Annotated in this window: 24 protein-coding genes and 1 pseudogene; 14 read left to right on the top strand and 11 right to left on the bottom strand. The window is 65.1% G+C overall.

Going from position 1 to position 25,775, the window contains the following annotated elements:
* Positions 1 to 61: 61 nt before the first annotated feature.
* Positions 62 to 1,162 carry a pyridoxal phosphate-dependent aminotransferase gene (locus AC1DRP_RS18895; protein ID WP_476769270.1) on the bottom strand — a complete coding sequence of 367 codons (1,101 nt, stop codon included), beginning with the start codon at positions 1,160 to 1,162 and terminating at the stop codon, positions 62 to 64.
* A 207-nt stretch (positions 1,163 to 1,369) separates the two neighbouring features.
* Here AC1DRP_RS18895 and AC1DRP_RS18900 point away from each other — a divergent pair, with 207 nt between their 5' ends.
* The 7 genes from AC1DRP_RS18900 (at position 1,370) to AC1DRP_RS18930 (ending at position 8,580) form a co-directional block, all read left to right on the top strand.
* Positions 1,370 to 2,185, top strand: a complete 816-nt coding sequence (locus AC1DRP_RS18900) for a transporter substrate-binding domain-containing protein (protein WP_441507575.1) — start codon at positions 1,370 to 1,372, stop codon at positions 2,183 to 2,185.
* A gap of 56 nt (positions 2,186 to 2,241) precedes the next feature.
* Positions 2,242 to 2,937, top strand: a complete 696-nt coding sequence (locus tag AC1DRP_RS18905; protein WP_441507574.1) for an ABC transporter permease — start codon at positions 2,242 to 2,244, stop codon at positions 2,935 to 2,937.
* On the top strand, positions 2,934 to 3,635 hold the full coding sequence (locus tag AC1DRP_RS18910) for an ABC transporter permease (RefSeq protein ID WP_476769263.1): 702 nt from the start codon (positions 2,934 to 2,936) through the stop codon (positions 3,633 to 3,635). The genes AC1DRP_RS18905 and AC1DRP_RS18910 overlap by 4 nt, the downstream gene beginning before the upstream one ends.
* Positions 3,632 to 4,372, top strand: coding sequence for an amino acid ABC transporter ATP-binding protein (locus tag AC1DRP_RS18915; protein ID WP_441507572.1), 741 nt, complete (start codon positions 3,632 to 3,634; stop codon positions 4,370 to 4,372). The genes AC1DRP_RS18910 and AC1DRP_RS18915 overlap by 4 nt, the downstream gene beginning before the upstream one ends.
* Positions 4,373 to 4,380: 8 nt before the next feature.
* Positions 4,381 to 5,166 (top strand): inositol monophosphatase family protein, encoded by a 786-nt coding sequence (locus AC1DRP_RS18920; RefSeq protein WP_441507571.1) that lies wholly within the window; start codon positions 4,381 to 4,383, stop codon positions 5,164 to 5,166.
* Between the two features lie 152 nt (positions 5,167 to 5,318).
* Positions 5,319 to 8,333 (top strand): aminotransferase class III-fold pyridoxal phosphate-dependent enzyme, encoded by a 3,015-nt coding sequence (locus AC1DRP_RS18925; protein ID WP_476769264.1) that lies wholly within the window; start codon positions 5,319 to 5,321, stop codon positions 8,331 to 8,333.
* A 25-nt stretch (positions 8,334 to 8,358) separates the two neighbouring features.
* Complete coding sequence (locus AC1DRP_RS18930) at positions 8,359 to 8,580, top strand: type 2 periplasmic-binding domain-containing protein (protein WP_441507569.1); 222 nt, start codon at positions 8,359 to 8,361, stop codon at positions 8,578 to 8,580.
* Between the two features lie 228 nt (positions 8,581 to 8,808).
* Here the strand turns inward: AC1DRP_RS18930 and AC1DRP_RS18935 are convergent.
* Both AC1DRP_RS18935 and AC1DRP_RS18940 read right to left on the bottom strand, forming a co-directional pair.
* Positions 8,809 to 10,462, bottom strand: a pseudogene (locus AC1DRP_RS18935) (arylsulfatase).
* Between the two features lie 251 nt (positions 10,463 to 10,713).
* A complete protein-coding gene (locus AC1DRP_RS18940; RefSeq protein ID WP_441507568.1) occupies positions 10,714 to 11,376 on the bottom strand; it encodes a helix-turn-helix transcriptional regulator in 663 nt (220 codons plus the stop codon).
* A gap of 92 nt (positions 11,377 to 11,468) precedes the next feature.
* Here AC1DRP_RS18940 and AC1DRP_RS18945 point away from each other — a divergent pair, with 92 nt between their 5' ends.
* Entirely contained in the window at positions 11,469 to 12,896 is a 1,428-nt protein-coding gene (locus tag AC1DRP_RS18945; protein ID WP_476769265.1) for an MFS transporter, read from the top strand.
* Positions 12,897 to 13,144: 248 nt separating this feature from the next.
* On the top strand, positions 13,145 to 13,570 hold the full coding sequence (locus AC1DRP_RS18950; protein WP_441507566.1) for a two pore domain potassium channel family protein: 426 nt from the start codon (positions 13,145 to 13,147) through the stop codon (positions 13,568 to 13,570).
* A gap of 180 nt (positions 13,571 to 13,750) precedes the next feature.
* On the opposite strand, the gene pdxR is transcribed toward AC1DRP_RS18950, so the two are convergent.
* Positions 13,751 to 15,172 carry a MocR-like pyridoxine biosynthesis transcription factor PdxR gene (pdxR, locus tag AC1DRP_RS18955; RefSeq protein ID WP_441507565.1) on the bottom strand — a complete coding sequence of 474 codons (1,422 nt, stop codon included), beginning with the start codon at positions 15,170 to 15,172 and terminating at the stop codon, positions 13,751 to 13,753.
* Between the two features lie 77 nt (positions 15,173 to 15,249).
* Here pdxR and AC1DRP_RS18960 point away from each other — a divergent pair, with 77 nt between their 5' ends.
* Positions 15,250 to 15,873, top strand: a complete 624-nt coding sequence (locus tag AC1DRP_RS18960) for an FMN-binding negative transcriptional regulator (protein WP_441507564.1) — start codon at positions 15,250 to 15,252, stop codon at positions 15,871 to 15,873.
* A gap of 114 nt (positions 15,874 to 15,987) precedes the next feature.
* Positions 15,988 to 16,860 carry a PhzF family phenazine biosynthesis protein gene (locus AC1DRP_RS18965; RefSeq protein WP_476769266.1) on the top strand — a complete coding sequence of 291 codons (873 nt, stop codon included), beginning with the start codon at positions 15,988 to 15,990 and terminating at the stop codon, positions 16,858 to 16,860.
* Between the two features lie 127 nt (positions 16,861 to 16,987).
* Here the strand turns inward: AC1DRP_RS18965 and AC1DRP_RS18970 are convergent, their stop codons facing one another.
* From AC1DRP_RS18970 to AC1DRP_RS18990, 5 genes are all read right to left on the bottom strand, one after another.
* On the bottom strand, positions 16,988 to 17,446 hold the full coding sequence (locus tag AC1DRP_RS18970; RefSeq protein ID WP_476769267.1) for a type II toxin-antitoxin system VapC family toxin: 459 nt from the start codon (positions 17,444 to 17,446) through the stop codon (positions 16,988 to 16,990).
* Positions 17,446 to 17,745, bottom strand: a complete 300-nt coding sequence (locus AC1DRP_RS18975; RefSeq protein WP_441507561.1) for a FitA-like ribbon-helix-helix domain-containing protein — start codon at positions 17,743 to 17,745, stop codon at positions 17,446 to 17,448. The genes AC1DRP_RS18970 and AC1DRP_RS18975 overlap by 1 nt, the downstream gene beginning before the upstream one ends.
* A 137-nt stretch (positions 17,746 to 17,882) precedes the next feature.
* Complete coding sequence (locus AC1DRP_RS18980; RefSeq protein ID WP_441507560.1) at positions 17,883 to 19,442, bottom strand: DHA2 family efflux MFS transporter permease subunit; 1,560 nt, start codon at positions 19,440 to 19,442, stop codon at positions 17,883 to 17,885.
* Entirely contained in the window at positions 19,426 to 19,932 is a 507-nt protein-coding gene (locus AC1DRP_RS18985; protein ID WP_441507559.1) for an isoprenylcysteine carboxyl methyltransferase family protein, read from the bottom strand. The genes AC1DRP_RS18980 and AC1DRP_RS18985 overlap by 17 nt, the downstream gene beginning before the upstream one ends.
* Complete coding sequence (locus tag AC1DRP_RS18990) at positions 19,929 to 20,981, bottom strand: type III polyketide synthase (protein WP_441493384.1); 1,053 nt, start codon at positions 20,979 to 20,981, stop codon at positions 19,929 to 19,931. Before AC1DRP_RS18990 ends, AC1DRP_RS18985 begins: the two co-directional genes overlap by 4 nt.
* 298 nt (positions 20,982 to 21,279) lie before the next feature.
* Here AC1DRP_RS18990 and AC1DRP_RS18995 point away from each other — a divergent pair, with 298 nt between their 5' ends.
* On the top strand, positions 21,280 to 21,513 hold the full coding sequence (locus AC1DRP_RS18995; protein WP_476769268.1) for a type II toxin-antitoxin system Phd/YefM family antitoxin: 234 nt from the start codon (positions 21,280 to 21,282) through the stop codon (positions 21,511 to 21,513).
* Complete coding sequence (locus AC1DRP_RS19000) at positions 21,510 to 21,896, top strand: type II toxin-antitoxin system VapC family toxin (protein ID WP_441507557.1); 387 nt, start codon at positions 21,510 to 21,512, stop codon at positions 21,894 to 21,896. The genes AC1DRP_RS18995 and AC1DRP_RS19000 overlap by 4 nt, the downstream gene beginning before the upstream one ends.
* A 341-nt stretch (positions 21,897 to 22,237) precedes the next feature.
* On the opposite strand, the gene AC1DRP_RS19005 is transcribed toward AC1DRP_RS19000, so the two are convergent.
* The gene (locus tag AC1DRP_RS19005; RefSeq protein ID WP_441507619.1) at positions 22,238 to 23,224 is read right to left on the bottom strand and encodes an aldo/keto reductase; all 987 of its coding nucleotides are present in this window, start codon (positions 23,222 to 23,224) and stop codon (positions 22,238 to 22,240) included.
* A gap of 236 nt (positions 23,225 to 23,460) precedes the next feature.
* On the opposite strand from AC1DRP_RS19005, the gene AC1DRP_RS19010 reads away from it, so the two are divergent.
* The gene (locus AC1DRP_RS19010; protein WP_441507556.1) at positions 23,461 to 24,354 is read left to right on the top strand and encodes a LysR family transcriptional regulator; all 894 of its coding nucleotides are present in this window, start codon (positions 23,461 to 23,463) and stop codon (positions 24,352 to 24,354) included.
* A gap of 424 nt (positions 24,355 to 24,778) precedes the next feature.
* On the opposite strand, the gene AC1DRP_RS19015 is transcribed toward AC1DRP_RS19010, so the two are convergent.
* Positions 24,779 to 25,775 (bottom strand): MFS transporter (locus tag AC1DRP_RS19015; RefSeq protein WP_476769269.1); only part of this gene is annotated, 997 nt, incomplete at its 5' end.

Here is a 25,775-nt window from a genome sequence, read left to right on the forward strand (position 1 = left end):
CGCTGAACGAGACCACCGGCCGCAGGCATGATCCAGCGGCGGGCGGCAGAACCGGCCTTCCTCAGCCCCTGGCGTCGCGGATCGCCGCGGAAATGCCATCCAGGCCCTCAGACAATTGCGTCAGCGTCGGCCAGCCAAAACCGACGCGGAAATAGTTGTCCGGCATCTCGAACCAGCGTCCGGCACCGACATAGGTGCCATGGACACTGTAAAGACGATGATAGAAGGTCGGCAGATCGAGCTTCACATCAGGCCTGATCCGCGGCAGGCAAACACAGCCGCCTTGGGGCTCGACMCATTCGACGAACTCGTCGCGTTCGATCCATGCCTTCACCAGCTCGAAGCCCTTGCGGATCAATAGGTTGTTGGGCTCGAGCCAGTCCCTGCGCTGGCTCAGCGCGATGTAGCCGACATACTCGTCGATCATGCTGCCCGAGATTCCRATCTGCTCCTTGGCGGCAAGAAAGAGCTGCATCAGCTTTGGATCGCGGCAGATCAGCCAGCCGATGCGGATACCCGGAATGCCATAGGTCTTCGACAGCGAGGAGACGCTGATCACGCGGGGGCTGAGCGTCGCGGCCACCGGTAGCATCTGGCCGAATGTCATCTCACGATAGGTCTCGTCGAACAGGAGGAAGCAGCCCTTCCTTTCGACGAGGGCGACGATGGCGTGCAGCTCGGCCTCCGAGATCATCACGCCGCTGGGATTATGCGGATAGGTCACCGAAACATATCTGGTGTTGGGCCGGATCGCCGCCTCGATCCGATCGATATCCAGGCGGAAGCCCGACTCGAAATCGAGATCAATGAAGGTGATGTCGCAGCCGATCGCGCGCGGCGTCTCGATGTTCGTCGCGTAGTTCGGGCGCACCACGACGAGATGCTGGTCCCTATCCAGAAGCGAGGTGGCGACCATGAAGAGGGCGGCCGAGGCGCCGGCCGTGATGAGGACGTCTTCTGCGTCGAGACCGGTACCGAGGCTCGCCACCGAATCCCTCAGGTCGATGCTGCCCTTATGATCGCCATAGCAGAGCAGGACGTCGTCCAGCTTGACGTTGAGTTCGCCCAACCTGCGGTCGGCGACCGAACTTTCTGACAGATTCCGACGGATCGTATCGTATCCGAGCTGCTCTGGCGCTTCAATTTCGATCGGCATGCGCACGAATTTCAAGACCGGCCTCCCAGGCAAACGAGCACGATGCCGGGAAACTACGCAGCCTCCTCACCCCCGCACCATCCTCCCTCAGGGGGATAACACCCGCGCCGGAAACGCTGGAATAGTATGCCGGCTAGCTGTGTGCGGGGGGCGACGCTCTTCGGCACGACTTCGAATATCGGCGATAATCAAAGAAGGGGAGCCGCTATGACGATGAGGAAATTGGTTCTTTCGGCAGCGTTCGCGGCGGTCAGCGCGATCGCGACAGCGACTGCCCAGGCGGAGACGCTGCGGGTCGGCATGGAATGCACCTATGCGCCGTTCAACTTCCGCGCGCCCGGCGGCGAGATGACCGGCTATGACGTGGACGTCGCAAAGGGCGTCGCGGAACTCATCGGCGCCGACCTCCAATATGTCTGTCAGCAATGGGATGGCATGATCCCTGCGCTGCTGACCAACAAGTTCGACCTCATCGTCGCATCGATGTCCATCACCGACGAGCGGCTCCAGAAGATGGACTTTTCGGTCCCCTATCGCGTCTCGATCGGGCGGTTCCTCGGTCCGAAGGGGAAGGATCTCAAGCTTTTTGACGACAAGGGTAAGCCGATACAGAGCAGCTTCAAGAACCTCGCGGTCGGCGTCGAGCGGGCGTCCACCTACGCGAAGTGGATCGAAGCAAAGCTGCCCGGCGCCAATATCCGGCTCTACGACGGCGCCCAGGCCATGCTGCTCGACCTGCGCAACGGCCGTGTCGATGTCGCCATCACCAATCCGATGAAAGCCTATCTCGAATTCCTCAGTACTGATCAGGGAGCGAAGTTCGAGTTCGTCTCACCCGCCATCGACGAAAAGGAGTATTTCGGCACGGGCGTGGGCATCGGGATCCGCAAGGGCCAAGAGGATCTCGTCAAGCGCGTCAACGGCGCGCTCAAGACACTGATCGAAAACGGCTCGCTCGAGAAATACGGCCACAAATACTTCCCCTTCTCGATCAGTCCCGAGAACTGGAAGGGCGTCGGCATCAACTGAACATGGCCGATGGCGGTCCGGCCGTGCCGGTCCGCCATGATCGGGGGGAATGATACATGGCCGCACTTTCCGGCTGGTGGGACGATTTCTTCTTCGGGACCGTGATGGTCCTGAAGGTCTTCACAGCCTCGCTGGTCCTCGCTGTCATCTTCGGATTGCTTGGCGCGAGCGCCAAGCTCTCCCGCAATCGGGCGGCGCAGGTTCTCGCCAAGGCCTATACGGTCGTCTTTCGCGGCACGCCCGAGCTAGTGGTTCTGCTGCTGTTCTATTTCGGCACGGCCGTGGTGCTGACCCGGATTGCCCAGATCTACGATCCGCAGATCAAGTTCGTCGACGTCCCGCCCTTCTGGGCTGGCGCGATCGCGATCGGGCTGATCGTCGGAGCCTATATGACCGAGACGTTCCGGGGCGCCTTCATGGGTGTGGCGCACGGCCAGGTCGAGGCGGCCCACGCGCTGGGGCTAACCAAAGGCCAGACCTTCTTCTATGTGCGCATGCCGCAAATGTGGCGGCTCGCGCTGCCGAACTTTGGCAATCACATGCTGTCGATCATGAAGGACACCGCCCTGATCTCGATCGTCGGGCTGGAGGAAATCGTCTTCGTCGGCCAGATGGCGACCGCCGTCACCCATAAGCCCTTCCTGATGTTCATGACCGTGGCGCTGATCTACCTCGCCATCACGACGGTCATCACCATCCTGACATGGTGGCTGGAGCGGTATGCGAACAGCCATTTGGAGAGGGCGCGATGAACTTCGACTTCAACCTCATCCTGTCGAGCTTGCCGCAGACCGCCGCGGGGCTCGGCATTACGCTCAAGCTGATGGCCTATTCGACGGCGATTGGCCTGGTGCTTGCCGTTCTGATCCTGCTGATGCGCATCAGCGGCCGCTGGTACCTCGCCTGGCCGGCCATGGGCTATATCTACTTCCTGCGTGGTACGCCGATCCTGGTGCAGATCTTCATCATCTATCACGGGTTGCCGCAACTCGACTTCGTCCGGGAAAGCGTGCTGTGGCCGGTGCTGCGCGAGCCTTTCGGCTGCTGCGTCGTCGCGCTCTCGCTCAACAGCTCCGCCTACATATCCGAAATCCTGCGGGGCGGCGTTCTGGGGGTCGACAAGGGCGTCAACGAGGCGGCGAGAGCGCTTGGCCTGAGTGCCCCGCAACGCTTCATCTATGTCGTGACGCCGATCGCCGTGCGCCTCGCTTTGCCGGCTTATAGCAATGAGTTCATCTCAATGATGAAGGCAACGGCCCTGGCGAGCACGGTCACACTTCTCGATATCACCGGCGTTGCCCGCACGATCGTGTCCAACACCTTCGCCCCGTTCGAGATCTTCATCGCGGCGGCACTGATCTACCTGGCCATGGCATGGGTCTTCCAGGTCGGCTTTGGCAAGCTTGAAGATTACCTCGGCAAATACATGAAGAGAGGGGCATCCGCATGACACCGCCGGAGCAGATCGTTCTGGACAATGTATGCAAGCAATTCGGGTCGTTCCAGGCGCTGAAGAATGTCAGCCTCACCGTCGCCAAGGGGCAGAAGTTGGTCGTATGCGGGCCGTCCGGCTCGGGCAAATCGACGATGATCCGCTGCATCAACGGATTGGAGACGCATGACAGTGGCCGCATCACGGTCAACGACGTCGTTCTCGAAGGCGAGCGCAGCTCCATCGCCGTGCGCCGCGAGGTCGGCATGGTGTTCCAGAGCTTCAACCTGTTCCCGCATCTGACGGTGCTGAAGAACCTGATGCTGGCCCAACGCCTCGTGCGCAAGAAGGATAAGGCGGCCGCGCGCGATACGGCGATGACCTATCTCACGCGCGTGCGCATCGCCGACCAGGCCGACAAGTATCCCAGCCAGCTTTCCGGCGGCCAGCAGCAGCGCGTGGCGATCGCCCGTGCGCTCTGCATGAACCCGCAGGTCATGCTGTTCGACGAACCGACATCGGCCCTTGATCCGGAGATGATCTCGGAGGTGCTGGACGTGATGAGCGACCTCGCCCGCGACGGCATGACGATGGTGTGCGTCACCCATGAGATGGGCTTTGCCCGGTCCGTGGCGGACAAGATCATTTTCATGGACGCCGGCGAGATCGTCGAGGCCGCCGCGCCCGAGGACTTCTTTTCGAAGCCGAAGAGCGAACGCGCGCGGCAATTCCTTGGCCAGATCCTTTCACATTGAGCACAGACATGACCGACCCCATCGCTTCCGAACTCCTGTCATTCGCCCAGCAACTCGCCGACGAGGGCCGCGCCATCGTCTCCGAGGCCTTGCGCACGGCCCACAAGATCGACATCAAGGCCGACCAGAGCTTCGTCACCGCCACCGACCGCGCCATCGAAAAGCGCCTGCGCGAGCGCATCGAGGTCGCCTATCCCGACCACGGCATATTGGGCGAGGAATTCGGCTCGCACGGGCTGGATCGCGAATTCGTCTGGGTCATCGACCCGATCGACGGCACCGCCGCTTTCATTGCCGGAATCCCGGTCTACGGCATCCTGATCGGGGTCGCGCGCGCAGGTCGCCCCTGGCTGGGGCTGATGGACCTGCCGGCGACCGGCGAGCGCCTCTCCGGCATTTCCGGCGCCGGCGCGGAGCATAACGGCCGACCTATTCGCTGCAGGCCTCGCAACTCGCTGGAGCAGGCCTTCCTGACGAGTTCCAACCCCCGCTTCCTGACTGAGACCGAGCGGAGTGCGGTCGACCGGCTGGATCGGACGGTCGCCTTCACCCAATACGGCGGCAGCTGCTATGCCTATGGCTGTCTGGCGCGCGGCAATACCGACATCGCAGTTGACGGCGGCCTGGACGCCTTCGACGTCTTCGCCCCGATCGCCATCATCGAGGGAGCCGGGGGCGTCGTGTCGGACTGGTCCGGCAAAGCCATCGACCTTTCGTGGAAGGGACAGATCGCCGCCGCCGGTGACCGCACGCTGCACGGGCTGGCGCTCGCGCAGCTCAACCCTTCTTCCTGATCGACCCGTCTGTCTGGCCCTTGAACGAGATGCGCCGGCGAGACGGTATCCGGGTCGGTTGAGCCCCCCGCGCCGGGCGCGCTCATTGCCTTGGGGCTCCAGCCCTCACGGCAAGCGTCGTCGAAGCGCGCCATGAGTTCAGGAGATTTGATATGAACCACGATTGGTTGCGCGCCATCGCGGAACAGTTCGGGAGCACGGGGGGGCTGCGGCAGCTTGGCGGCGAGCATGACCTGAACTTCCGCGCTACAGCCCCGCAAGGCGATATTATCATCAAGGCGATGCGCGCTCATGGCGATGCCGCTCTGGTCGAGCAGCAATGCGTGGCCATCGCTCACGCCCTCTCGGCCGATCCCACGCTGCCGCTGCCGCAGGTGTTACCGGCACGGGACGGTCGTGCCTGGCAGCATGTCGCGGACGACCGCGGGCAGCCGCGGATGGTGTGGGTCCAGCGCGCGCTTGAAGGCATCCCGATKGGCGAGGCAGGGCCGCAGCAGCTAGCGGTCCTGTCGTCGTTTGGCGCACTGGCGGCGCGGCTCGATCTTGCGCTTGCCCKGTTCGAGGGGGCGGCCACGGCGGATGCGGCAAAATGGGACCTGACGAAGGCGGGGTGGATCGGCGCGCATCTCGATGTACTCGGAAACGGCGCGCGTCGCCGGCTGATCGAGGACATCCTGGCCGATTACGAGGYCGCACTCCCGTCGCTGAGGGCCTTGCCATCGCAGGTGATCCATAACGATCTCAATGACTTCAACATCCTTGTCGTGCCGGGCCTCGCGGAGCCGACGCGCATCAGCGGGCTGATCGATTTCGGCGATATGGCGGTCGGCCCGAGGGTCTGCGAACTGGCGATCGCCGGCGCTTATGCGATCCTCGACCATGAGACGCCCGAGGCGGCCCTTGCGGCATTGGTCGCCGGCTATCACAGCGCCTCGCCGCTGACCGCAGCCGAGACCGACCTGATCTGGCCGCTGCTGCGCACGCGCCTTGCCGTCAGCGTCGTGAACTCGACGATCGAAGCGGCCGGACGCCCCGGCGACGCCTATGTGACCATCTCGCAGGCACCCGCCTGGCGGTTGCTGGAGAACGCAGCGCTCGACGGCGCGCACATGCGGGCGCGCTTGCGCGTCGCATGCAGACTGCCGGCAACCGACTCGGCAGACCGCGTGGCCGCCTGGCTCGACCGGCAGAGGGGAACCTTTGCCGCGGTGATCGGCGAGGCACTGGACGACCTATCCGTCGGCCAGCTCTCGGTAGCGACGAGCACGGTGCCTCAGGACCCGTTCAACCTGCGTAAAGACGAGGCCCGCCATCTCGGTCCGCGCAAGGGTTCGGATAGGAGCCGCTGGCTCGGGCAATATGGCGAGCCAAGGCTGGTCTACACCGACCGGGCCTTCCACAAGGGACCGTGGCGGGCGTCGAACCGGCGTACCATCCACATGGCCATCGACATCTTCGCTCCGGCGGGGCACCCGGTCCATGCGCCGCTGGCGGGGAGGGTGGCCATGGTGGAGAACCGCACCGGCCATCTCGACTATGGCGGCGTTGCGATCCTCGAGCACCAGACCCCCGAGGGCGACGTCTTCCATACGCTCTACGGCCATCTCGACCCGGCTCTGTGCGAGACGCTTCGTCCCGGCTGCGAGGTGACTGCGGGCGAGGTGTTCGCGCGGCTGGGAACACCCGACGGGAACGGCGGCTGGGAACCGCATCTGCATTTCCAGCTCGCCCTGACGCTGGACGGAATGGGCCATGACTGGCCAGGCGTAGCGGACCCGGACGACTGGGAGCTCTGGCAGGCAATCTGCCCCAATCCGGCGGCGCTGCTCAATCTTCCGGACGACCGGGCCGCCTATCGGCCGATCGATGAAGCCGCGTTGCTGGCCGAGCGCAAGGCCCGGTTCGGCGCCAATCTCAAGCTCAGCTATCGGCGCCCCGTCACCTTCCTGCGCGGCTGGCGCCACCACCTCTTCGATGAGATGGGACGGCCCTATCTCGACGCTTACAACAACGTTCCCCATGTCGGTCATGCGCATCCACGCATCCGGACCGTTGCCGCCGACCAGCTGGCGCGGATGAACTCCAACACACGCTACCTGCACCCGGCTCAGGTCGCGCTGGCCGAGCGCATTACCGCGAAGTTGCCCGAGGAGCTGGAGATCTGCTTCTTCGTCAATTCGGGTTCGGAGGCGAACGAACTCGCGCTTCGCCTCGCACGCGCGGCCAGCGGCGGCTACGACATCGTCACGCCCGATCACGGCTATCACGGCAACACCACCGGTGCGATCGACATCTCGGCCTATAAATTCAACAAGCCGGGCATGGGCGGCCGCAAGCCATGGGTGCAGCTGGTCGACGTCGCGGATGATTATCGCGGGCGGTTCCGACGCGACGATCCCGACAGGGCGCTGCGTTATGCCGCGCAGGTCGACGAGGCTCTGGCAGCGATCGAACGGCGAGGCGGCAAGGTGGCCGGCTTCATCGCGGAGACTTTCCCGAGCGTCGGCGGCCAGATCATCCCGCCGCCGGGCTACCTCGCGCAGGTCTATGAGCGCATCCGTCGGGCCGGTGGCATCTGCATCGCCGATGAGGTGCAGACCGGGCTGGGCCGGCTCGGCGACTTCTATTTCGGGTTCGAGCAGCAAGCCGTGCGGCCCGACATCGTGGTGCTGGGCAAGCCGCTGGGCAACGGCCATCCCATCGGTGCAGTGATCACGACCCGCGCCGTTGCCGACCGTTTCGCCGAGGGACCGGAATATTTCTCGACTTTCGGCGGCTCGACCCTGTCCTGCTTGATCGCTGCCGAAGTGCTCGACATCGTCGAGGATGAAAGGCTGGCGGCCAACGCGAAGGCAATGGGCGAGCGCCTGCTCACCGGTTTGCAGGCGCTGGGCGAGAAGTACCCGGTCATCGGCGACGTCCGCGGCCTCGGCCTATTCCTGGGCGTCGATCTGGTCACGGATGGCGACAGCCGCACCCCGGCGACGGCGGCCGCGGATTATGTCGTGAACCGGTTGCGCGACATGCGCATCCTGATCGGGCGCGAAGGACCGGCGGACAACATCCTGAAGATCAGGCCGCCTCTGACAGTCGAGGCCGAAGATGTCGATATGCTGCTTGCTCGGCTGGATATCTGCCTGCGCGAAGTGGAAACAGCGCGATACTAAAGCAAACTCCGAGACGCCCTATGGCGTGACGATCGCCATTCTCGCCGCGCAAGGGCTCGGCATCGGCCTGGTCAACCCCTTCGTCATTGCCGATCGCATGATCGGCGGCATCGCTGTGCGCCCATTCGAGCCGTCGGTCCATTTCCGGGCGCTGCTGCGCCCGCCCGACGGCGCGAACTCACGCCTCGGCGCGGATTTCACGAGCGAATTTTTTGCCGTCCGCAATGCGTTCCTGGTCGCCGATTGAGAGGCAGGCTGCGGGGGCTGGCCGCAGGCTCGCGCGCGAGGCCCGTTGCCCGGCAATGGCGATCGTCACGGCTTGATGCGCCGACGCATCGTCTCGGCCGATGGGGCAGGCGCTCCGAGCGGACTGACATCCGTGTTTCGTGCTCGGCCCTGTGGGAATGCCGGCATCCATGGGCGGCTCGCGCTGCCCCGGCGAAAAGACGCCGGGACAGCGCGAACCTTGGGTTTCTCAGCGAGGCCGGAGCGATTCCAGCTCCTTGAGGCGCTTCATCGCGGCCTGCTGGTTGAGCAGCCCGTAGTTGATGCCGCCGGCATTGAGCGAACTGCCGGACTGGTAGGGATACTGGTCGAAGTCGGAGAAGAACTCCTTGATCTTCCCCTGTATGGGCACGAGCAGCCACATGTTCTGGGCCAGGAACTTCATGGCTTCGCCGCCTTCTTCCAGGCCGCGCTCGTAGGGATCCATGCGCAGGTTGGTGATCATCGCCCAGGCCGTGACCTCGCGTGTGCCGGTCGCGATATTGCCCTTGGCCTGGGCAAAGCTGAGCTTCCAGTCGTTCCAGCGGATCGCGTTGAGATTTCCGGCCTGATCGAAATACATCAACGCGTCCCGGGGCGCGGTTTTGACCTCGCCCCTGAAATAGGGCCCGAAATCAAAGCCATCGAGATGGACCTTGAAGGTCTTGGTTCCCGCGGTGAAGCCGGCCTTCATCTTCTCCTTGATGTCTCCCGCCCCGGCGGCGGCGCAGAGCGTCGGGAACCAGTCGATCAGCGAGATCGTGTCGTTGTACTGTGTGCCGGGTTTGATCACGCCGGGCCAGCGCACCATCATGGGAATGCGCATGCCGCCTTCCCAGGTCGTGCCCTCTCGCTCTTGAACGGCGTCATCGCGCCGTCCGGCCAGAGCGCGAGCTCGGCGCCGTTATCGGTCGTGTAGATCACGATCGTATTGTCGGCGATGCGCAGATCGTCGAGCTGCTTCAGGAGTTCGCCGACCATGCTGTCATGCTCGACCATGCCGTCGGCATGGATGCCCTTGCCGGTCTTGCCCATCGATTCCTTCTTCAGATGGGTGAAGACATGCATGCGGGTCGAGTTGAACCAGAGGAAGAAGGGGCGGTTCGCCTTCACCTGCCGGTCGATGAAATCCTTGGCGCCGGCCAGGAATTCCTCGTCGACGGTTTCCATGCGCTTGGTGTTGAGCGGCCCGGTATCCTCGATCTTGCCGTCGGCGGATGACTTGATCACGCCGCGCGGGCCGAACTTGCGCTTGAACTCCGGGTCCTTCGGATAAAAATAGCCCTCGGGCTCCTCCTCGGCATTCAGGTGGTAAGATTGCCGAAGAACTCGTCGAAGCCGTGCCGCGTCGGCAGGTGCTCGTCGCGGTCGCCGAGATGGTTCTTGCCGAATTGCCCGGTCGCGTAGCCCTGCGTCTTCATCACGTCGGCAATGGTCGGCATCCAGTCCTGGATGCCGTGCGGGTCGCCCGGCATGCCGATGGTCAGAAGACCGGTGCGGAACGGCTCCTGGCCGAGGATGAAGGAGGCGCGGCCGGCGGTGCAGCTCTGCTGGCCGTAACTGTCGGTGAAGATCGCGCCTTCCTGCGCGATACGGTCGATATTGGGCGTGCGGTAGCCCATCATGCCCATGGTGTAGGCGCTGATCTGGGGAATGCCGATATCGTCGCCGAAGATCACGACGATGTTGGGCTTGCGCCCTGCGGAGCCCGCCGGTGCCGCGGGCGCGGGCTGCGCCTGGGCGATCGCGGCCGAGCCCGACAGCCCCGCCGCGGCGAGCGCTGTACCCCCGAGCAGGATGCTGCGGCGATCGACGATTTTTTCAGTATTACCCGGGAGTTCAGCCGGCGTAGCCTTCGGATTCATAGCAAAATCCCTTCATATGCAGCAGAAACAGCGGAAGGAGATAGCGGGGTCCAAGCAGAGGTACTGTGCCCGCTGACTACTTCATGCGCAAGAAGGGGAGCCTTTGCTCGTCCTGCAGAGGGCGAATGCCAGCGCTGCTACGGGCGTGAGCGCGGCCGTTCGACCGGACGCAATCGGATGCCTCAGTCATTTGGGGCAATGGCCGCCGCAAGAGGAGTGCCGGCTTGTCTCGATTGGGCGCCCCAGCGGATTCAGGCCGGGAGCGAACGGACCCGATAGGCGCAGCGGCGCGCACCCGCCGGGATATGCTCGATGCGCTCGACCTCGACATCTGGCCCGAGAACGGCGCGGAAGATCGCCAGCTCCGAACGGCACAGGCCCTGGCAGGCGGTCGCCGCCGCGCAGATCGGGCAATGGTTCTCGATGAACAGGAAGCGGCCGGGCTCCTCCTCGGCAATCCCGGCCATATAGCCTTCGCGGCTGCGGATTTCGGCGAGCGCGGCCAGTTTGCGCCGAAGTGGGCCGCCGTCACCGACATGCGCGCGATAGGCGGACAGGCAGGCCTGTTCGCGGTGAGCGATCAGCTGCTGCAGCCCGGGCTCGCCAAAGACAGTCCGGACGGACTGCAGCAGGTCGAGCGTCAGGTCGGAGTGACGGTCGGGGAACCGGTCATGTCCCTGCCGCGAGAGCTCCCAGTATTTCTTCGGYCGGCCACGCCCTTCCTGCCGGTCATGGCTCGTCACCAGGCCGTCGGCTTCGAGCTTGAGCAGATGCTGCCTTGCGCCCGCCGGGGTCATGTCGAGCCGCGCCGCGATCGCCGCAGCCATCTGCGCGCCGCGCGTCTTCAGATGGAACAGCATCCGCTCCCGGCTGCGCTCGTCGCCCTGGCCTTGGCTGTCGTTGTCTTGACTCATGGCTCTCAATTTAGATAGCAATTGGTTTCTAAATTAAATCACCTTGCGAGTCGATGCAAGGCGTGGCGCGCCGCAGGCGGGGACAGACGGACATGGATCGGGACGCGTCTGCCACGCAATGGCGGGATCTTCTGGACTGGGCATGGCTGCCGACGCTCGCGATCCTGATGAGCGGCGTGCTGCTGCAGTCGATGAACTCCCTGCTGCTGACCACGGTGCTGCCTTCGATCGCCGCCGAACTCGGCGGCGCCGGCATGCTGAGCCTGCCCGCGACCGCCTATGTCGGCGCCTCGATCGTGGCGGCCAGCGGGGCTGGCCTGCTGACGACCCGATACGGCGTCCGGGACACCTTATGCGTCGGGGTGGTGATCTTCGGCCTGGGCGCGCTGGTCTGTTCGTTCGCGGCGAGCATGAAATGGGTCATCGCCGCGCGCCTTGTCCAGGGTTTCGGCGGCGGTCTCGAAGTCGGGGCGGCCTATACCGCGGTCCGGGCGATCTTCCCGCCAAGGCTCTGGCCGCGGGTCATCGCGCTGATGGCGACGAGCTGGACGATTTCCGTCTTTGCCGGGCCGCTCATTGGCGGCCTGTTCGCACGCGCCGGACATTGGCGCGGCGCCCTCATCGTGACGGTGATCCTCTCGATCATCCTGGCGGTGGCTGCCGCGCTCGTGCTGCCTGGGAACCGATCGGCAGAGCGCTCCGACGCGTCGCGCCTTCCTGCCGGTCGGATCGGACTGATCTGCCTGGCCATCACGGCGATGTCGTCGGCATCGCTCGTCCAGGCGGGCAGCGCCAAGGCAGGCCTCATCCTTGTGGCGGTCGCGGCGCTCGCCCTGATGCTGCGGTTCGACCGCGAAGCACCGGTGCGCCTGCTGCCGAGCGATGCGTTCTCGTTCAGGACCGAGACCGGCATCGGCCTCTGGCTCATCCTGTTGCTCTGCATCGCCTTCAGCCCGCTGCACATCTATCTGCCCATTTTCCTGCAAAGGCTCCGCGGCCTCGATCCGCTCGAGGCCGGGTTCATGGTTGCTAGCGGGTCGCTGGCCTGGACGATCGCGTCCGTGCTGGTCTCCGGCTTGACCGGTCCCTGGCCGAGGCGCCTGCTGCTCTCGGGCCCGGTTCTCATGGCCGGCGGCCTGATCGCGCTGGGCCTGCTCCTGCAGAGCCCGGCGCCGAGCTACGCCCTGATCCTCGCCGTCGTCGTGCTCGGCATCGGGATCGGGCAGGCTTGGCCCTTTGTCGGCCCGACGATCATGAACGGCGCRAAGCCGGGAGACGAGGCGGCGGCCGCCTCCGCCGTCCCGACTATCCAGCAGACCGGGCTGGCCCTTGGCGCGGCGTTGGCGGGCGTGGTCGCGAATGCCAGCGGCTTTGCCTCGGCCGTCTCCGAAGCCGAGATCGGGAATGCGGCCTTCTGGGTTCCGGCCTGTTTCGCCATCGCCGCCGGCCTGGCATGGCTGGCGAGCGTCCGGCTCTACCGGCAGCGGCGCGCCAGTCCCGGCTCGGGAGCCGGGACGTAGAGCAGTCCCAAGCGCGCAGCTGCTCTCGCTAAGTTGAAGCGACATAACGGCTCAAGGCTTCACTCATCGGACCCAATTCGGTATCCGCTGCGATGATCTAAGCGGCTGTGATTGCATCGGCTTTCCCAAGAGCTGCAATCCATCGCGCCTGCCGATGCTTGAACACCGCCGCCGGGAGGTCACGCTGGAGCCGCATTTGGTCAACACAACCCGATGCGCAAGCGTACGTGCCAGGTCAGGACATCGCTATGTACTTGTTCTCGTTAGCAGCGGCCGTCTGCGCCATCGGGTGTATACTTGTCCATTACGAGTTCCTGCGTTTGATATCGGGCAGCGCGGCGCATCTTTCCGTCGCGCCAAGGCAGAGAATTGTCTTCGTTGTTGCCGGAAGCATGGTCAGTCATCTCATTCAGATCCTGATTTTTGCGCTGTTGCTTTGGCTGCTCTCCGTTGCCGTGAATGAAGAGGTGTTCGGGATCGGCATTCCCGTGTCGTTCCAGCAATCGCTCTATGTCTCCTTTGAATCCTACGCCTCGCTCGGCAGCAGCAACGCGCTGCCCTTCGGCCCCTTGCGGATTTTCATCGGCGTCGAGGGGCTGGCGGGGCTGGTGGTGATCGGCTGGACCTCGGCCTTCACCTATTGGTGCATGACGCAGTACTGGAACGACCACTGAGGCCGATCGTGTCGCCTGGCCGGCAAGGGCGATGAGGCAGAGGCTGATCAGATCTGGAAAGTCTCATCCTGGCAATGGCTTGGATGGCCTGATTCGCGTGATACCTGACATCCGGTCCGGCTGGGCGAGGTCCGGAGCGGGCCTGGCGGCCTTGCCGGGCGCGCTCGCCGGTCCCGCGTCTCAGCGCTGTCCGGCCAGGAGAGGCGCCAGCAGCGTGATGCCCTTCTTCACGGCGTCGAGGTCGAGGCCGGCATAGCCGAGAATGAACCCGGCTTCGTGGGGCCGGGGCCCGGCTGGATCATAGAGCGGCGAGACCGGATAGAGCCCGACGCCGGCGGCGCGTGCGGCCGCGACGATCCCGGACTCGCGCTCGGCCGCGACATCCGTGAGCCAGGCGACGACATGCAGGCCGGTATCGGCGCCTTCGATGGTCACGATCGGCCCAAGCTCCTCGGCCAGGGCCTGGAGCAGCACGGCCCGTCGCTCGGCATTGCTCCGGCGGATGCTCCGGACATGGCGCTCATAGGCGCCCTCGCTCAGGAGATCGGCCAGCGCCTCCTGCTCCAGGAGAGGCGTGTGCCGGTCGGTCAGGCGCTTCGCCTCGACAAAGGGGGGGGTAAGCGACGGCGGGACGACGAGATAGCCGAGGCGCAGCGCCGGCGAGAGCGTCTTGGAGAATGTCCCGGCATAGATCACCGCGTCGGGCTCGAGCGCCTGCAAGGGCGGGATCGGCGCGACGTCATGCCGATACTCGCCGTCATAATCATCCTCGATGATCGTGGCGCCGCTGTTTGCAGCCCAGGCCAGCAGCGCGCGCCTGCGCGTCGCCGAGAGAACGCTGCCGAGCGGAAACTGGTGCGAGGGCGTGACATAGGCGAGCCGAGCCGGGGGCAGGGCATCGGTCACGAGCCCATCCCGGTCGACCGGAACCGGGCGGGCGATGCCGCCGGCGGCCGCGAAGGCGTGGCGGGCGAGCAGATAGCCGGGGTTCTCGATCACGAAGGCGTCGCCGGGATCGAGCAGCAGTCGCGCGCAGAGATCGAGCCCCTGCTGCGAGCCGTTGACGATGATGATCTGCTCGGCCGAGCAGGTGATGCCGCGGGCCCGCCAGAGATAGCCCTGCAGCGCACCGCGAAGCGCAGGCGCTCCTTGCGGATCGCCATAGCGCAGCCGCCGGCTGCGTCGCAGGCTGACCCTGTTCAGGGCGCGGCGCCAGGCGAGCACGGGAAAATCGGCGCCGGAGAGATCGCCATAGCGGAAATCCGCGATCGAGGCCGGCTGCGTCGCGGCCGGCCGGGGCAGGGCGAGCAATCGCTGTGCGAAATCCGAAAGATGCCGAGGTGCGGAGAGCCGCGCCGGCACCGGCGCTGCCGCGCCAAGCCCCTTGGCCACGATCGGCCGCGCGCCGGCCCGACTGAGCAGGTAGCCCTCGGCGATCAGCTGGCCATAGGCGAGTGTCACCGTCGTGCGGGACGCGCCCCATTCGGCAGCAAAGGTCCGGGTCGACGGCAGGCGGTCGCCAGGCTGATAGGCGCCGGCATGGATCTGCTCCTTGATTGCCGCGATGATCCGGCGCGCGACGCCGTCAGTGAACTGGACCACATCAAACCTTCGAAACTGGCCGTTTCCAGAAAGCCRGGTTGGGCGCATCTCTCTTCGCAGCACAAGGAGTTCCAGAAATGTATACCCCGCCAGCCTTCCGTGACGATGACAGGGACAGCCTGCGGGCGACGATCCGCGCCTCCAGGCTCGCCACTCTGGTTACCGGCACCGTCGATGGCGTGCTGGCGACGCCCTTGCCGCTCTTCCTCGAGGAGAACGAGGGCGAGCATGGCGTGCTCTACGGCCATCTCGCCAAGGCCAACCCGCAGGGCCGGACCACAGCGCTGGGCGAGGCGCTCGCGATCTTCATGGGCCCGGACGCCTATGTTACGCCCTCCTGGTACGAGACCAAACAGGAGACCGGGAAGGTCGTGCCGACCTGGAACTATGTCGCGGTCCATGCCTATGGCCCGATCGAGTTCTTCGACGACGCGACGCGCCTTCTCGACGTCGTGACCCGCCTGACCAACCTGCACGAGGGCGAGCGCGCCAAGCCCTGGACGGTGTCCGAGGCCCCGCCCGATTTCGTGCAGGCGCAGCTGCGCGGCATCATCGGCCTGCGCCTGCCGATCACCCGGCTGGAGGGCAAGCGCAAGCTCAGCCAGAACCGCAGCCCGGCCGACCGCGCCAATGTCGCGGCAGGTCTCGCGGCGAGCGACCGCGCCACGGATCGCGAGGTCGGAGCGCTCATCCCCGCTTGAGCTTGACGGGGGGCTGCTCGACGCCGTGGAGGATGTCGCTCGCATGTCGCGGACCTCGCCAGTCCCTTGCCGATCGGCTATCCCAATCCTGCCGTCTCGATGCGAGGACATGCCATGGCCCGGGCCTATAAGGTCGTCGATGCGTTTTCCGCCAAGCCGCTGCTCGGCAATCCGGTGGCGGTCATTCTCGATGGTGCGGGGCTGAGCGACGCTGCGATGCAGGCGATCGCGCAGTGGACCAATCTGTCCGAGACCACCTTCGTGCTGCCGCCGACACGCAGTGACGCCGATTACCGGCTGCGGATTTTTACGCCCGGCAGCGAGTTGCCCTTTGCAGGTCACCCGACGCTCGGCAGCGCCCATGCGGTGATCGAGGCCGGGCTCGTTGCCCCGCGCGGCGGCAGGCTGGTGCAGGAATGCGGGGTCGGTCTCGTCGCGATCACGGTCGAAGGGGAGGGCGCGGCGCGCCGGCTGACCCTTGCCCTGCCGCCGGCGACCGTCACGACCCTGCCGACGGCTGAACTCGTCGAACTGGAGGCCATCCTCGGCCATGAGATCCTGCGCGAGGCGAGCCCGGCCATCGTCAATGTCGGCGCGGTCTGGCTCATCGCCGAGATCGACGGCGCAGAGGCGCTGCTGGCGCTGAAACCCGATTTCGCGCGCTCGGCTGCCTTCGAGCGCCGCCTGGGCGTGACCGGCATCACGGTCTTCGCCAGGCGCGAGGGCGGCGGCCCCGAGATCGAGGTCCGGTCCTTCGCGCCCTCCTGCGGGGTGAACGAGGACCCGGTCTGCGGCAGCGGCAATGGCAGCGTTGCGGTCTTCCGGGCGGCGCGCGGGCTCTTGCCCGCTGGGGGCACGCGCTACGAGGCGGCCCAGGGCCGCTGCGTCGGGCGCGACGGCACGATCGCCATCTCGGTGGATGCGGGCGGCAAGGTCCAGGTCGGCGGCGCCTGCGTCACCACCGTGAACGGCACGCTTCTGCTCTGAAGGCTCCTGCTCTGAGGGCTTTCGCCCGCTGTCGCACCGCCAGGAGTGCCGTGGCTGCGGCGTTCCACGGGGCGGGCGGGCGCAGGCCGAGTTCCGCTGGCTGGCTCCGGCGGAACACTGCACCGACCTATCGCTTGCTCCGATCGGGGGCAGGTCTGGCGGCCATATCCGCCAGCGAATGGCATGAGCTTGCGAGCTCTCGCGATGCGCGCTGGGCAATGATGCGCAGGAACCTGTCATCCGCTGTCACGAAAGCCGCACCCGTCTGGACTGCTGCTGCCAGGTAGGTGCAGTCGTAGGCGGGATGCGAAATCTCGATTGCAAGACTCGCTGCCCGTTCCAGCAAACCAGCCATCGAGAGAAACGCGACCCCGGAGCGTTCAAGAAGCCTTGCCGCAAGGATGGCTTCTTCGCGTTCAAGTTCGCCGCGCGCTGTTTTCTTCCAAAGGACGTTCGCGCATTCCGGGATGAGAAGCTCCGGAGACGCGAAACGGAAGCGCGAGCGCAGATCGACGGCGGCTTGGGAGCCTTCTTCTTCGACGACCCATTTTATCGCGACGCTGGCATCGACGATCACCGTCTCCATTAGCGTTCGTCTCGGCCCTCGCGCATGAGCTCTTCGGAGGGTGTCTGCTTGCGGGACGCGGTCAGCCTCCTCAGGCTGGCTGCCAAGCTGTCGAAATCAGGCTCCGTTTCGTTTTGCAGAACCTGACGCAGGATTTCTCGATGCTCGGCTTCCGCCGAGCGGCCGTGTCGAGCGGCGCGCATTTTCAGTTTTAGTATCAGGTCGTCGTCCAGATTGCGGACATGGAGGTTTCCCGCCATCGATGTGCCTCCAATGATCTCATTGAGATCAAAGATAGCGATCGCATCACGGTCGCGCAAGGACAGGCGACCGCCGCGCGAGACGTGCTCACGGCCAGGGCATGAGTGGTGCGGCCCCGCGGTTTGGCAGCCCTTCCGAGCCGGTGAAGTGACGGGGGGCGGCACTATGCCTTTCGCATGGTGCGGCGCCAGGCCGCTCAGACGCGAACCTGATCGCCGATCGGCACCTTCCTGGCGAAGGGAACGAACGCCATGGCTGCGATCGTGAGGACGGCAACCAGTCCCCAGGCCTCGTTGATCGACAGGACCAGGGCTGCCTTCTCGACCAGTGGCTGAAGCAGCGCCTGGGCCTGGGCGTCGAGCGGCCCGGGCGGCCGCATCGCCATGAGTTCGAGGGGCACGCCGATGAACTTCGCCGTCTCGACATCGCCTCTTTGCAGCCGCTCCATGATCGCCGTGCCGTGCACGGGCGAGCGGCTGTAGATCACGGTGTCGATCAGGGCGAGACCGATCGCACCGCCCAGGTTTCGCATCAGGTTGAACAGGCCGCTGGCGTCGGGAACGCGCATCGGGGGAAGCTGTCCCAATGCGAGGCGCGTCGGTGGCAGAAGGCAAAACATGATGGCCAGGCCACGGACCACCTGCGGCCAGAACATCGCGTCATAGTCGGTCTGCGGGGTCTGAAAGGCACTCAGTCCCAGGCCGAGGGCGAAGAGGGTAAAGCCGATGCCGGTCAACAGGCGGACATCGACACGACGCTCCAGGGCAACGGCGACCGGCGCGATGGCAAGTTGGGCGGCGCCGGTCACCAGCATGATCTCGCCGATCTCGAGCGCATTGTGATCGCGCACGAAGGCCAGGAAGACCGGCATCAGATAGACCGATCCAAACAGCCCGATGCCGAGGACAAAGCTGAGGATGCTGCCGATCATGAAATTCCGGTCCGCAAAGCTTCTCAGATCGACGATCGGAGCATCGGCTTGCAAAGTCCGCCTGATGAAGCCGAGACCGCTCGCCAGGCTCAGCGCGATCAGCCCCAGGATCAGGCCCGAGATCCAGCCGCGCTGAGGTGCCTCCTTCAATGCGATCTCGATCGCTGCCAGCGCGATCGCCATCATCACCAGAGACAGGGCATCGAGCTTGCGCGCTTCGGTGAGGCTCGGCTTGTCACGTGGCAGGAGGAAAGCGGCTAGTGCTGCCGAGACGACGCCGGGAATGACGTTGATCAGGAACAGCCAGTGCCAGGAATAGGTCTGCGTGATCCAGCCGCCGACGATCGGCCCGACCGTTGGCGCGAGCACGGCAAAGACGCCGGCCAACGTCGTCGCGATGGCCTGCCTGCTCGGCGGGAAGAGCAAAAAGACAGCCGAAAAGACCGCGGGAATCAAAGTGCCGCCTGAAAACCCCTGAAGGACGCGCCAGGCGATCAGGGCCGGGAACGACTGGCTCGCCGCACAGCCGATGGAGGCTGCGGTAAAGACGGCGAGCGCCACGACGAACAGCCAGCGCATCGAGAGAAAGCGCGTCAGGAAACCCGTCAGCGGAATCGCGATGACCTCGGCGATGAGATAGGCGGTCTGGACCCAGCTCATCTGGTCGGGCGAAATGTCCAGTGCGCTCTGGATCGTCGGCAGGGAGGTGACGACGACCTGCACGTCGAGGATCGCCATGAACATGCCGATGCACATGGCGGCAAAGCCGATCCATGTCGCAGCGGTGACGCGCCCTTCGCCGATCGCATCAGCCGGTGGCGGCATGGCGAGCCTCTTCAAGCGCAGTATTCTCGGCGCGGATGCGGATCGTCAGGACGAGGCCGTTGGCGATCGAAAAGACTAGCGCGAACCATGGCAGGCCAAGGCACAGCGGCAGGACGGCGATCTCGCCAATGACGACGATGTAGTTCGGGTGCGACACGAACCGATAAGGGCCCCGTGCCACGAGCCTCTCGCCCGGTGCGACGATGATGCGGGTCGTCCAACGCCGGCCGAGCGTCACCAGCACCCAAAGGCGCAGCCCCTGAAACAGGAGGAAAGCCGCGAGCCAGCCGAGATGGATCGCTTGTGCCCAACCGAGCAGCCAAAGTCCGATCAGCCAGGCTGCGTGCAGCAGGACGATCAGCGGATAGTGGCCGGCAGCCTTCTCCACGGCGCCCTTGGCGAGCAAGGCAGACGTGTTTCTATGCGCGAGCCAGAGTTCGCCGATCCGCTCGGCCGTCACCAGGGCCAGCAAGACGATGGCCGGTGTCATGTCCCTTGCCGCAGCGAGGCGCAGCTCACGGTGAAGCCCGGCCCCATCGCCATCAGCAGCGTGCGCGAGGGCAGGCCTGCCGCGATCGCACGCTGGAGGACGAAGAGGGCGGTCGGAGCCGACATGTTGCCATAGTCGGACAGGACGGCACGTTCGTGGTCGAGCGCGCCTTGCGCGAGTGAAAACGCGCTTTCCAGGGCCTCGATCACCTTCTTCCCGCCGGGATGACAGGCAAAGAGATCGATGTCGGACAGCGACAGCCCTTCACGCTCCAGGATCCCTGCAATGGCTGGGTTGATCCGCTCCTCCGCGAAGGGCGGGATCGCCCGGTCGAAGATCACGCCAAAGCCCTGGGGATCGACCGTCCAGCCCATGATATCCAGCGTGTCGGGCCACATGTGCTGCCCGGTCATCTCGACCGTGGCGATGCCATCCGGCCCTGCCTGCAGGATGCAGGCTGCCGCGCCATCGCCGAACAAGGCGGTCGCAACGATGTTGGCCTTCGTCAAGACATCGAGTCGGAAAGCCAGCGTGCAGATCTCGACAGCCACGAGCAGGATTGTCGAACCTGGGCGCGACGCGGCCAGGCGGGACGCGATCGAGAAACCCGATACGCCGCCGGCACATCCCAGGCCGAACACCGGGACACGTTCGACGTCGCTTCTGAAGCCAAGTCTCTCGGCGACACGGGCATCGAGGCTGGGGGTCGCTATGCCCGTCGACGAGACCGTCACGATCGTATCGATCTCGGACGCCTGTAGTCTGGCGGCGCCCAGCGCCTGCGTCGTTGCATCCACGAACAGGTCGCAAGCGCCGGCGACATAGGCGGCGCTGCGCTCGGGCCATCCCAATGGCTGCAGATACCACTCGATCGGCCGGACGGCATAGCGGCGGCTGATGCCCGAATTTTCGAAGACGCGCGCAAGCTGCTCGAAATCGGGATAGCGGCCGGCAAAGCTCCGATGGGCGGCTGCCGCCACATCGCGCTGGCGAAACTCATGGGGCGGAACAGCCGTCGCGACGGAAACGAGCTTGACCGGGTGAGCCATAGCCACTTCCAGGCATGGCGGGCGGTGCCGCCCGATGCGGGCGGACCTGCAACGCCATGCCAACTATGCTTCAGCGAGCCCGCAAGTTCCAGAGGCAGGCTTGCGCATTACGCCGCGTGCGTCGCCATGCGACGAAGGCACGAGACGGTGGGATCATTGGACTGGCCTTTCAGCCTTGCCTCTCGGAACATTGTGCACGCTGAGAGCCGCGTGCACCGGAGGCTGAAGCAGCCCGGAAAACGGCAGCGCTCTTGCTCAGTGCAGGCCCTTAGCTATATTTTTAGCTAAGGAGATGCTCATGGCCCAGTTCTCGGTTCACGAGGCCAAGACCAACCTGTCCAAACTGATCGCTGACGCCCTGGAGGGTGCAGATGTGGTCATTGCCCGTGGCAACGTGCCTGTGGTGCGCCTGGTGCCGGTCAGACCACGCGGCAAGCGGCGCTTTGGGGTACTCAAGGGAAAGATCGCCGTCGATGCGCGCTTCGACGAGCCGCTGCCCGAGAATGAACTCGGCGGCTGGAATCTCACGTGAGGCTGCTGCTCGATACCCATGCTCTGATCTGGTGGCTGGCAGGTGACGAGGCGCTGAGCCCCCGTGCCCGAGAGGCTATTGGGGACGAGGGCAACAGCATCGCCGTCAGCGCCGCCTCGGCCATGGAGGTCGCCACCAAGTTCCGCATTGGCAAGTGCCCCCGCGCGGCGCTGCTCGCGCAGGACTTCGAGGCGATCATCGCAGATCAGGGCTTTGCCGAGCTGGCGGTCACCGTCCACCACGCGCTGCGGGCCGGCGAGATGAACATTGCGCACAAGGATCCGTTCGACCGCCTCCTCATTGCCCAGGCTCAATCCGAGGACATGGTGCTGATTTCGAACGAAGCATTGTTCGACAGCTTCGCAATCAAACGCCTTTGGTAGCGGGTTAGCAGACATGCCCGGGGTCGGGGGTGGGGCGTTCCGGAACTGGTGGCGGCCCGCCAGCAACGTCTGAGACGGGAGGCGAGCCGAAGTTGGCGCCTTGTCCGAAACCGGTCATAGGGCTCCAGACAATGATGCGCTCCCAATCTCGATGCTGAGGGCGCGTTTTCACAACCTCAAGCCAAACGAAAAATGGGCCGCCCCCGGCAGCCCGTTTCCGTATAAAGTCGAGGAGGCTCAGCCCTTGTCGACGACTTTCTTCACGGCGTCCCTACGCTGCCAAGCGCCTGCTGGGCTTCGCCCTTGCGGCCCCTGGACGGCGCCCCCCAAGGCAGGAACGACTACACCGAATAGTCGATCGAGAGCATGTGGTCCTTGCCCATGCGGTCGCCATAGACCGGGAACTTGGTCAGAGACGTGTCGATCGCATGAACGTCGGCGGTGCTGAGCTGCACGCGGCCCGCCCCCAGATTTTCCAGCAGATGGGTTTTGCTGCGCGTGCCCGGGATCGGGACGATATTCGGGCTCTTCGCCATAAGCCAGGCGAGCGCGATTTGTGACGGCGTCGCGCCCTTCTTGGCTGCGTAGTCCTTCAGCCACTCGACGATCGGCATGTTGAGGGGCATGAACTCCTTCGAGAACCGTGGGAAGCCCGCACGGAAGTCCGTCTTCTCGTCGTACGTCGTGCTCGGATCGTACTTGCCGGTCAGGAAGCCCATCGCCACGGGCGACCACGGCACAAGGCCGATACCCAGCTCGTTGCAGGTGTCGAGGATGCCGTTCAGCTCTACGTTGCGGGTCCACATCGAATATTCGTTCTGAACAGCCGTGACCGGCTGCACGGCATGCGCGCGGCGGATGGTTTTCGCGCTTGGCTCCGAAAGGCCGAAGCCCAACACCTTGCCCTGCTTGATGAGGTCCTGCACGGCGCCGGCGACGTCCTCGATCGGCACCGCGGGATCGACGCGGTGCTGGTAGTACAGATCGATGTGATCGGTCCGAAGACGCTTCAGGGACTCCTCGACAACGCGCTTGATGCGCTCCGGCCGGCTATCGAGCGCAACGGTCCCATTGATTGCGAAGCCGAATTTGGTCGCGATCTTGACCTTGTCCCGGAACGGCTGGAGCGCCTCGCCGACGAGCTCCTCATTGATGTAGGGGCCGTACACCTCAGCCGTGTCGAAAAATGTCACGCCATTCTCGAACGCTGTGCGGATGGTCTTGATGCCTTGGTCCTTGGGGACGGGCCCGTTGTAATTGCCGCTCTGGTTCATGCAGCCGAAGCCAAGCTCCGAGACTTCCAAATTGGCGAGCTTGCGGGTCTTCATCGTGATCATCCTTGGGGGCTGGACCGTCTGAGCACTGGCATTCGACCAGGTGGCGATCTGTGCGGCAGCGGCTCCGGCGAGGAAGGTGCGGCGGCTGAGAGGGGTGTATTCGGCCATTGGTCGTCCTCTGGCTTGCGGGGCGGCATCAGCCGCCGTGTCGATGGCCATACGTAGCCCAGGCGGCGCCTTTCGATTAGGCTGCACACTTCGCTTGGGTCTATCGAAGATGTGCATCAATGAAGCGCGATGAACTGAACGACCTTGCGGCTTTCCTGGCCGTGGCGGAGGCGGGAAGCTTCACGCGAGCGGCGGCCAAGCTCGACATGTCGCAGTCGGCCCTGAGCCACGCCATCCAGCAGTTGGAAGAGAGGTTGGGCATCCGGTTGCTGGCGCGAACGACGCGCAGCGTCTCGCCGACGGAAGCCGGGCGGCGCCTGATGCGGACGTTGAAGCCCGCGTTGACGGACATTTATGCCGAGATCGCGGGCTTGAGCGAACTGCGCGACAAGCCCGCCGGAACGCTGCGCATCACCACGGTGAAGCATGCGGCCGTATCGGTTCTTTTGCCGAAGCTCCGCACTTTCATGGCCGAGCATCCCGATATTGCGATCGAAATATCGGCAGACGAGGCCTTGATGGACATCGTCGCCGGGAATTTTGATGCTGGCGTGCGTCTGGGAGAGCGGCTTGAGAACGACATGATCGCGGTCCGGATTGGACCCGAGATGCGCTCGGCGATCGTTGGATCGCCAGCCTACTTCGCAAGACACCCTGTCCCGGTCTCGCCGCACGATCTGACGCAGCACAACTGCATCAACTACCGCCAGACGGGCTCCGGTGGCCTTTATGCCTGGGAATTCGAGAAGGACGGGCAGGAGCTGTCCGTGCGCGTGGCGGGCTCGCTTGTGTTCAGCGATGCCGACCTCATTCTACAGGCAGCGCTCGACGGACATGGGCTGGCCACGACCTTTGAAACGCAAGCCGAGGGCCACGTCGCTTCCGGCCGACTCATGCGTGTCCTGAAGGATTGGTGCGCGCCCTATCCAGGGTTCTTCCTCTACTATCCAAGCCGGCGACAAACACCGCCTGCCATGGCAGCTCTAATCGAAGCGCTGCGCTATCGCACTTGAGTTCGTCCAACTGAGCCTTCCGACTGCCGTTGGCAGCGTCACGAAAGGGAGCCAGCGGGCCCCCGTCATAGTGCACACGACCATGTTGGCCGTTCCGACGCTGAGGGTAGGCTTGGCGATCCGCTCACGTTCGGCGGCCGTGTTGTCGATCTCGTGGCATGCAGGCAGGCATCGCACGCTGTGCCCTCGAACGGCAGGGACACGCGCTCTGCCCGGTTTATTGCATCGGCCCGAAAAGTGGATTGCGGCTTTCGGGGCAAAACCGATGCAAACACATAGGGTTAGATCATCGGACCGGATRCGATTTCCGGTCCGATGATCTGGCGCCGCTACCGGATGAGCGACCTCGCTGCCGGCTGGATCCCGACATGCCTTGACGCCCATGCCCCGCCGCCGATGCCTGACCTCGACCGGGTGAGCCCGATCAGGCTTCCGAGGTGCGCAGACGCTCTTCTGCCTCCGCCGCCGGCTCGGCCCTTTGCTCCGTGCCGCGCCCGAGGAAGGCGAAGACGACGATCGCGGTGACGACCGTGATGGCGCAGAGCATCACGAGCAATGTCGCGAAGGCGTCGCCATAGCTCTGGACGAGCGCGGTCCGGCTCATCTGCGGCAAGGCGGCCACGGCGCTCGCGATGTCGCCGGTGACGAGCCGTTGGGCGGCCGGACCCGCATGCGCTGCGGTCGCGCCAGCCGCAAGATGGCCGGCCGTCAGGGCAGACAATACGGCGCTGACCACGGCGAGCGCCACGCCTTCGCCGGCCACGCGCGTGGTGCTGAAGATGCCGGTCGCCATGCCGGCGCGCTCCTTGGGCACGACGCTGACTGCAAGCCCGTCCATCAGCCCCCAGGGCAGGCTGATGCCGATGCCGATCAGCGCCATCGGCAAGGCGATGCCCATCGTCTCGCCGCCGAGCGGAACGCGGCTCAGCCAGAACAGGCCGGCCGCGCAGATCAGCAAGCCTGCKCCGCAGATCGTCGCCGGCGCGAACCAGCGCGTCAGCAGGCCAGCCGCGATCGGCAGGACCAGCAGCGGCGCAGACAGTGCGATCATCAGCCGGCCGGCGGCGATCTCGCTCAGGCCCTCGATACCGATGAAGCGCACGGGCAGCAGGATCAGCAGCACGACGAAGGCATAGGCCGGCGCGGCGGCCAGCAACTGCACCCCGACGAACCGCGGGTAGCGGAACAGGGTGAGGTCGAGCATCGGCCGAGCGACACGGCCCTCGATCACGACGAAGGCGATGAAGAGCAGGACGGAGCCCGCCAGCAGGCTCATCACGGTGGGCTCGGACCAGCCGCGCTCCGGCGCCAGCAGGACACCATAGGTGAAGAGCGCCAGGGCCAGCGTGAAGCTGGCGGCGCCGGGCCAGTCGAGCCCGGCGGCGTCGGGATCGCGCGATTCCTGCAGGACGCGCGCGCCC

The organism is Allobosea sp. 01N443 (genome assembly GCF_056399325.1).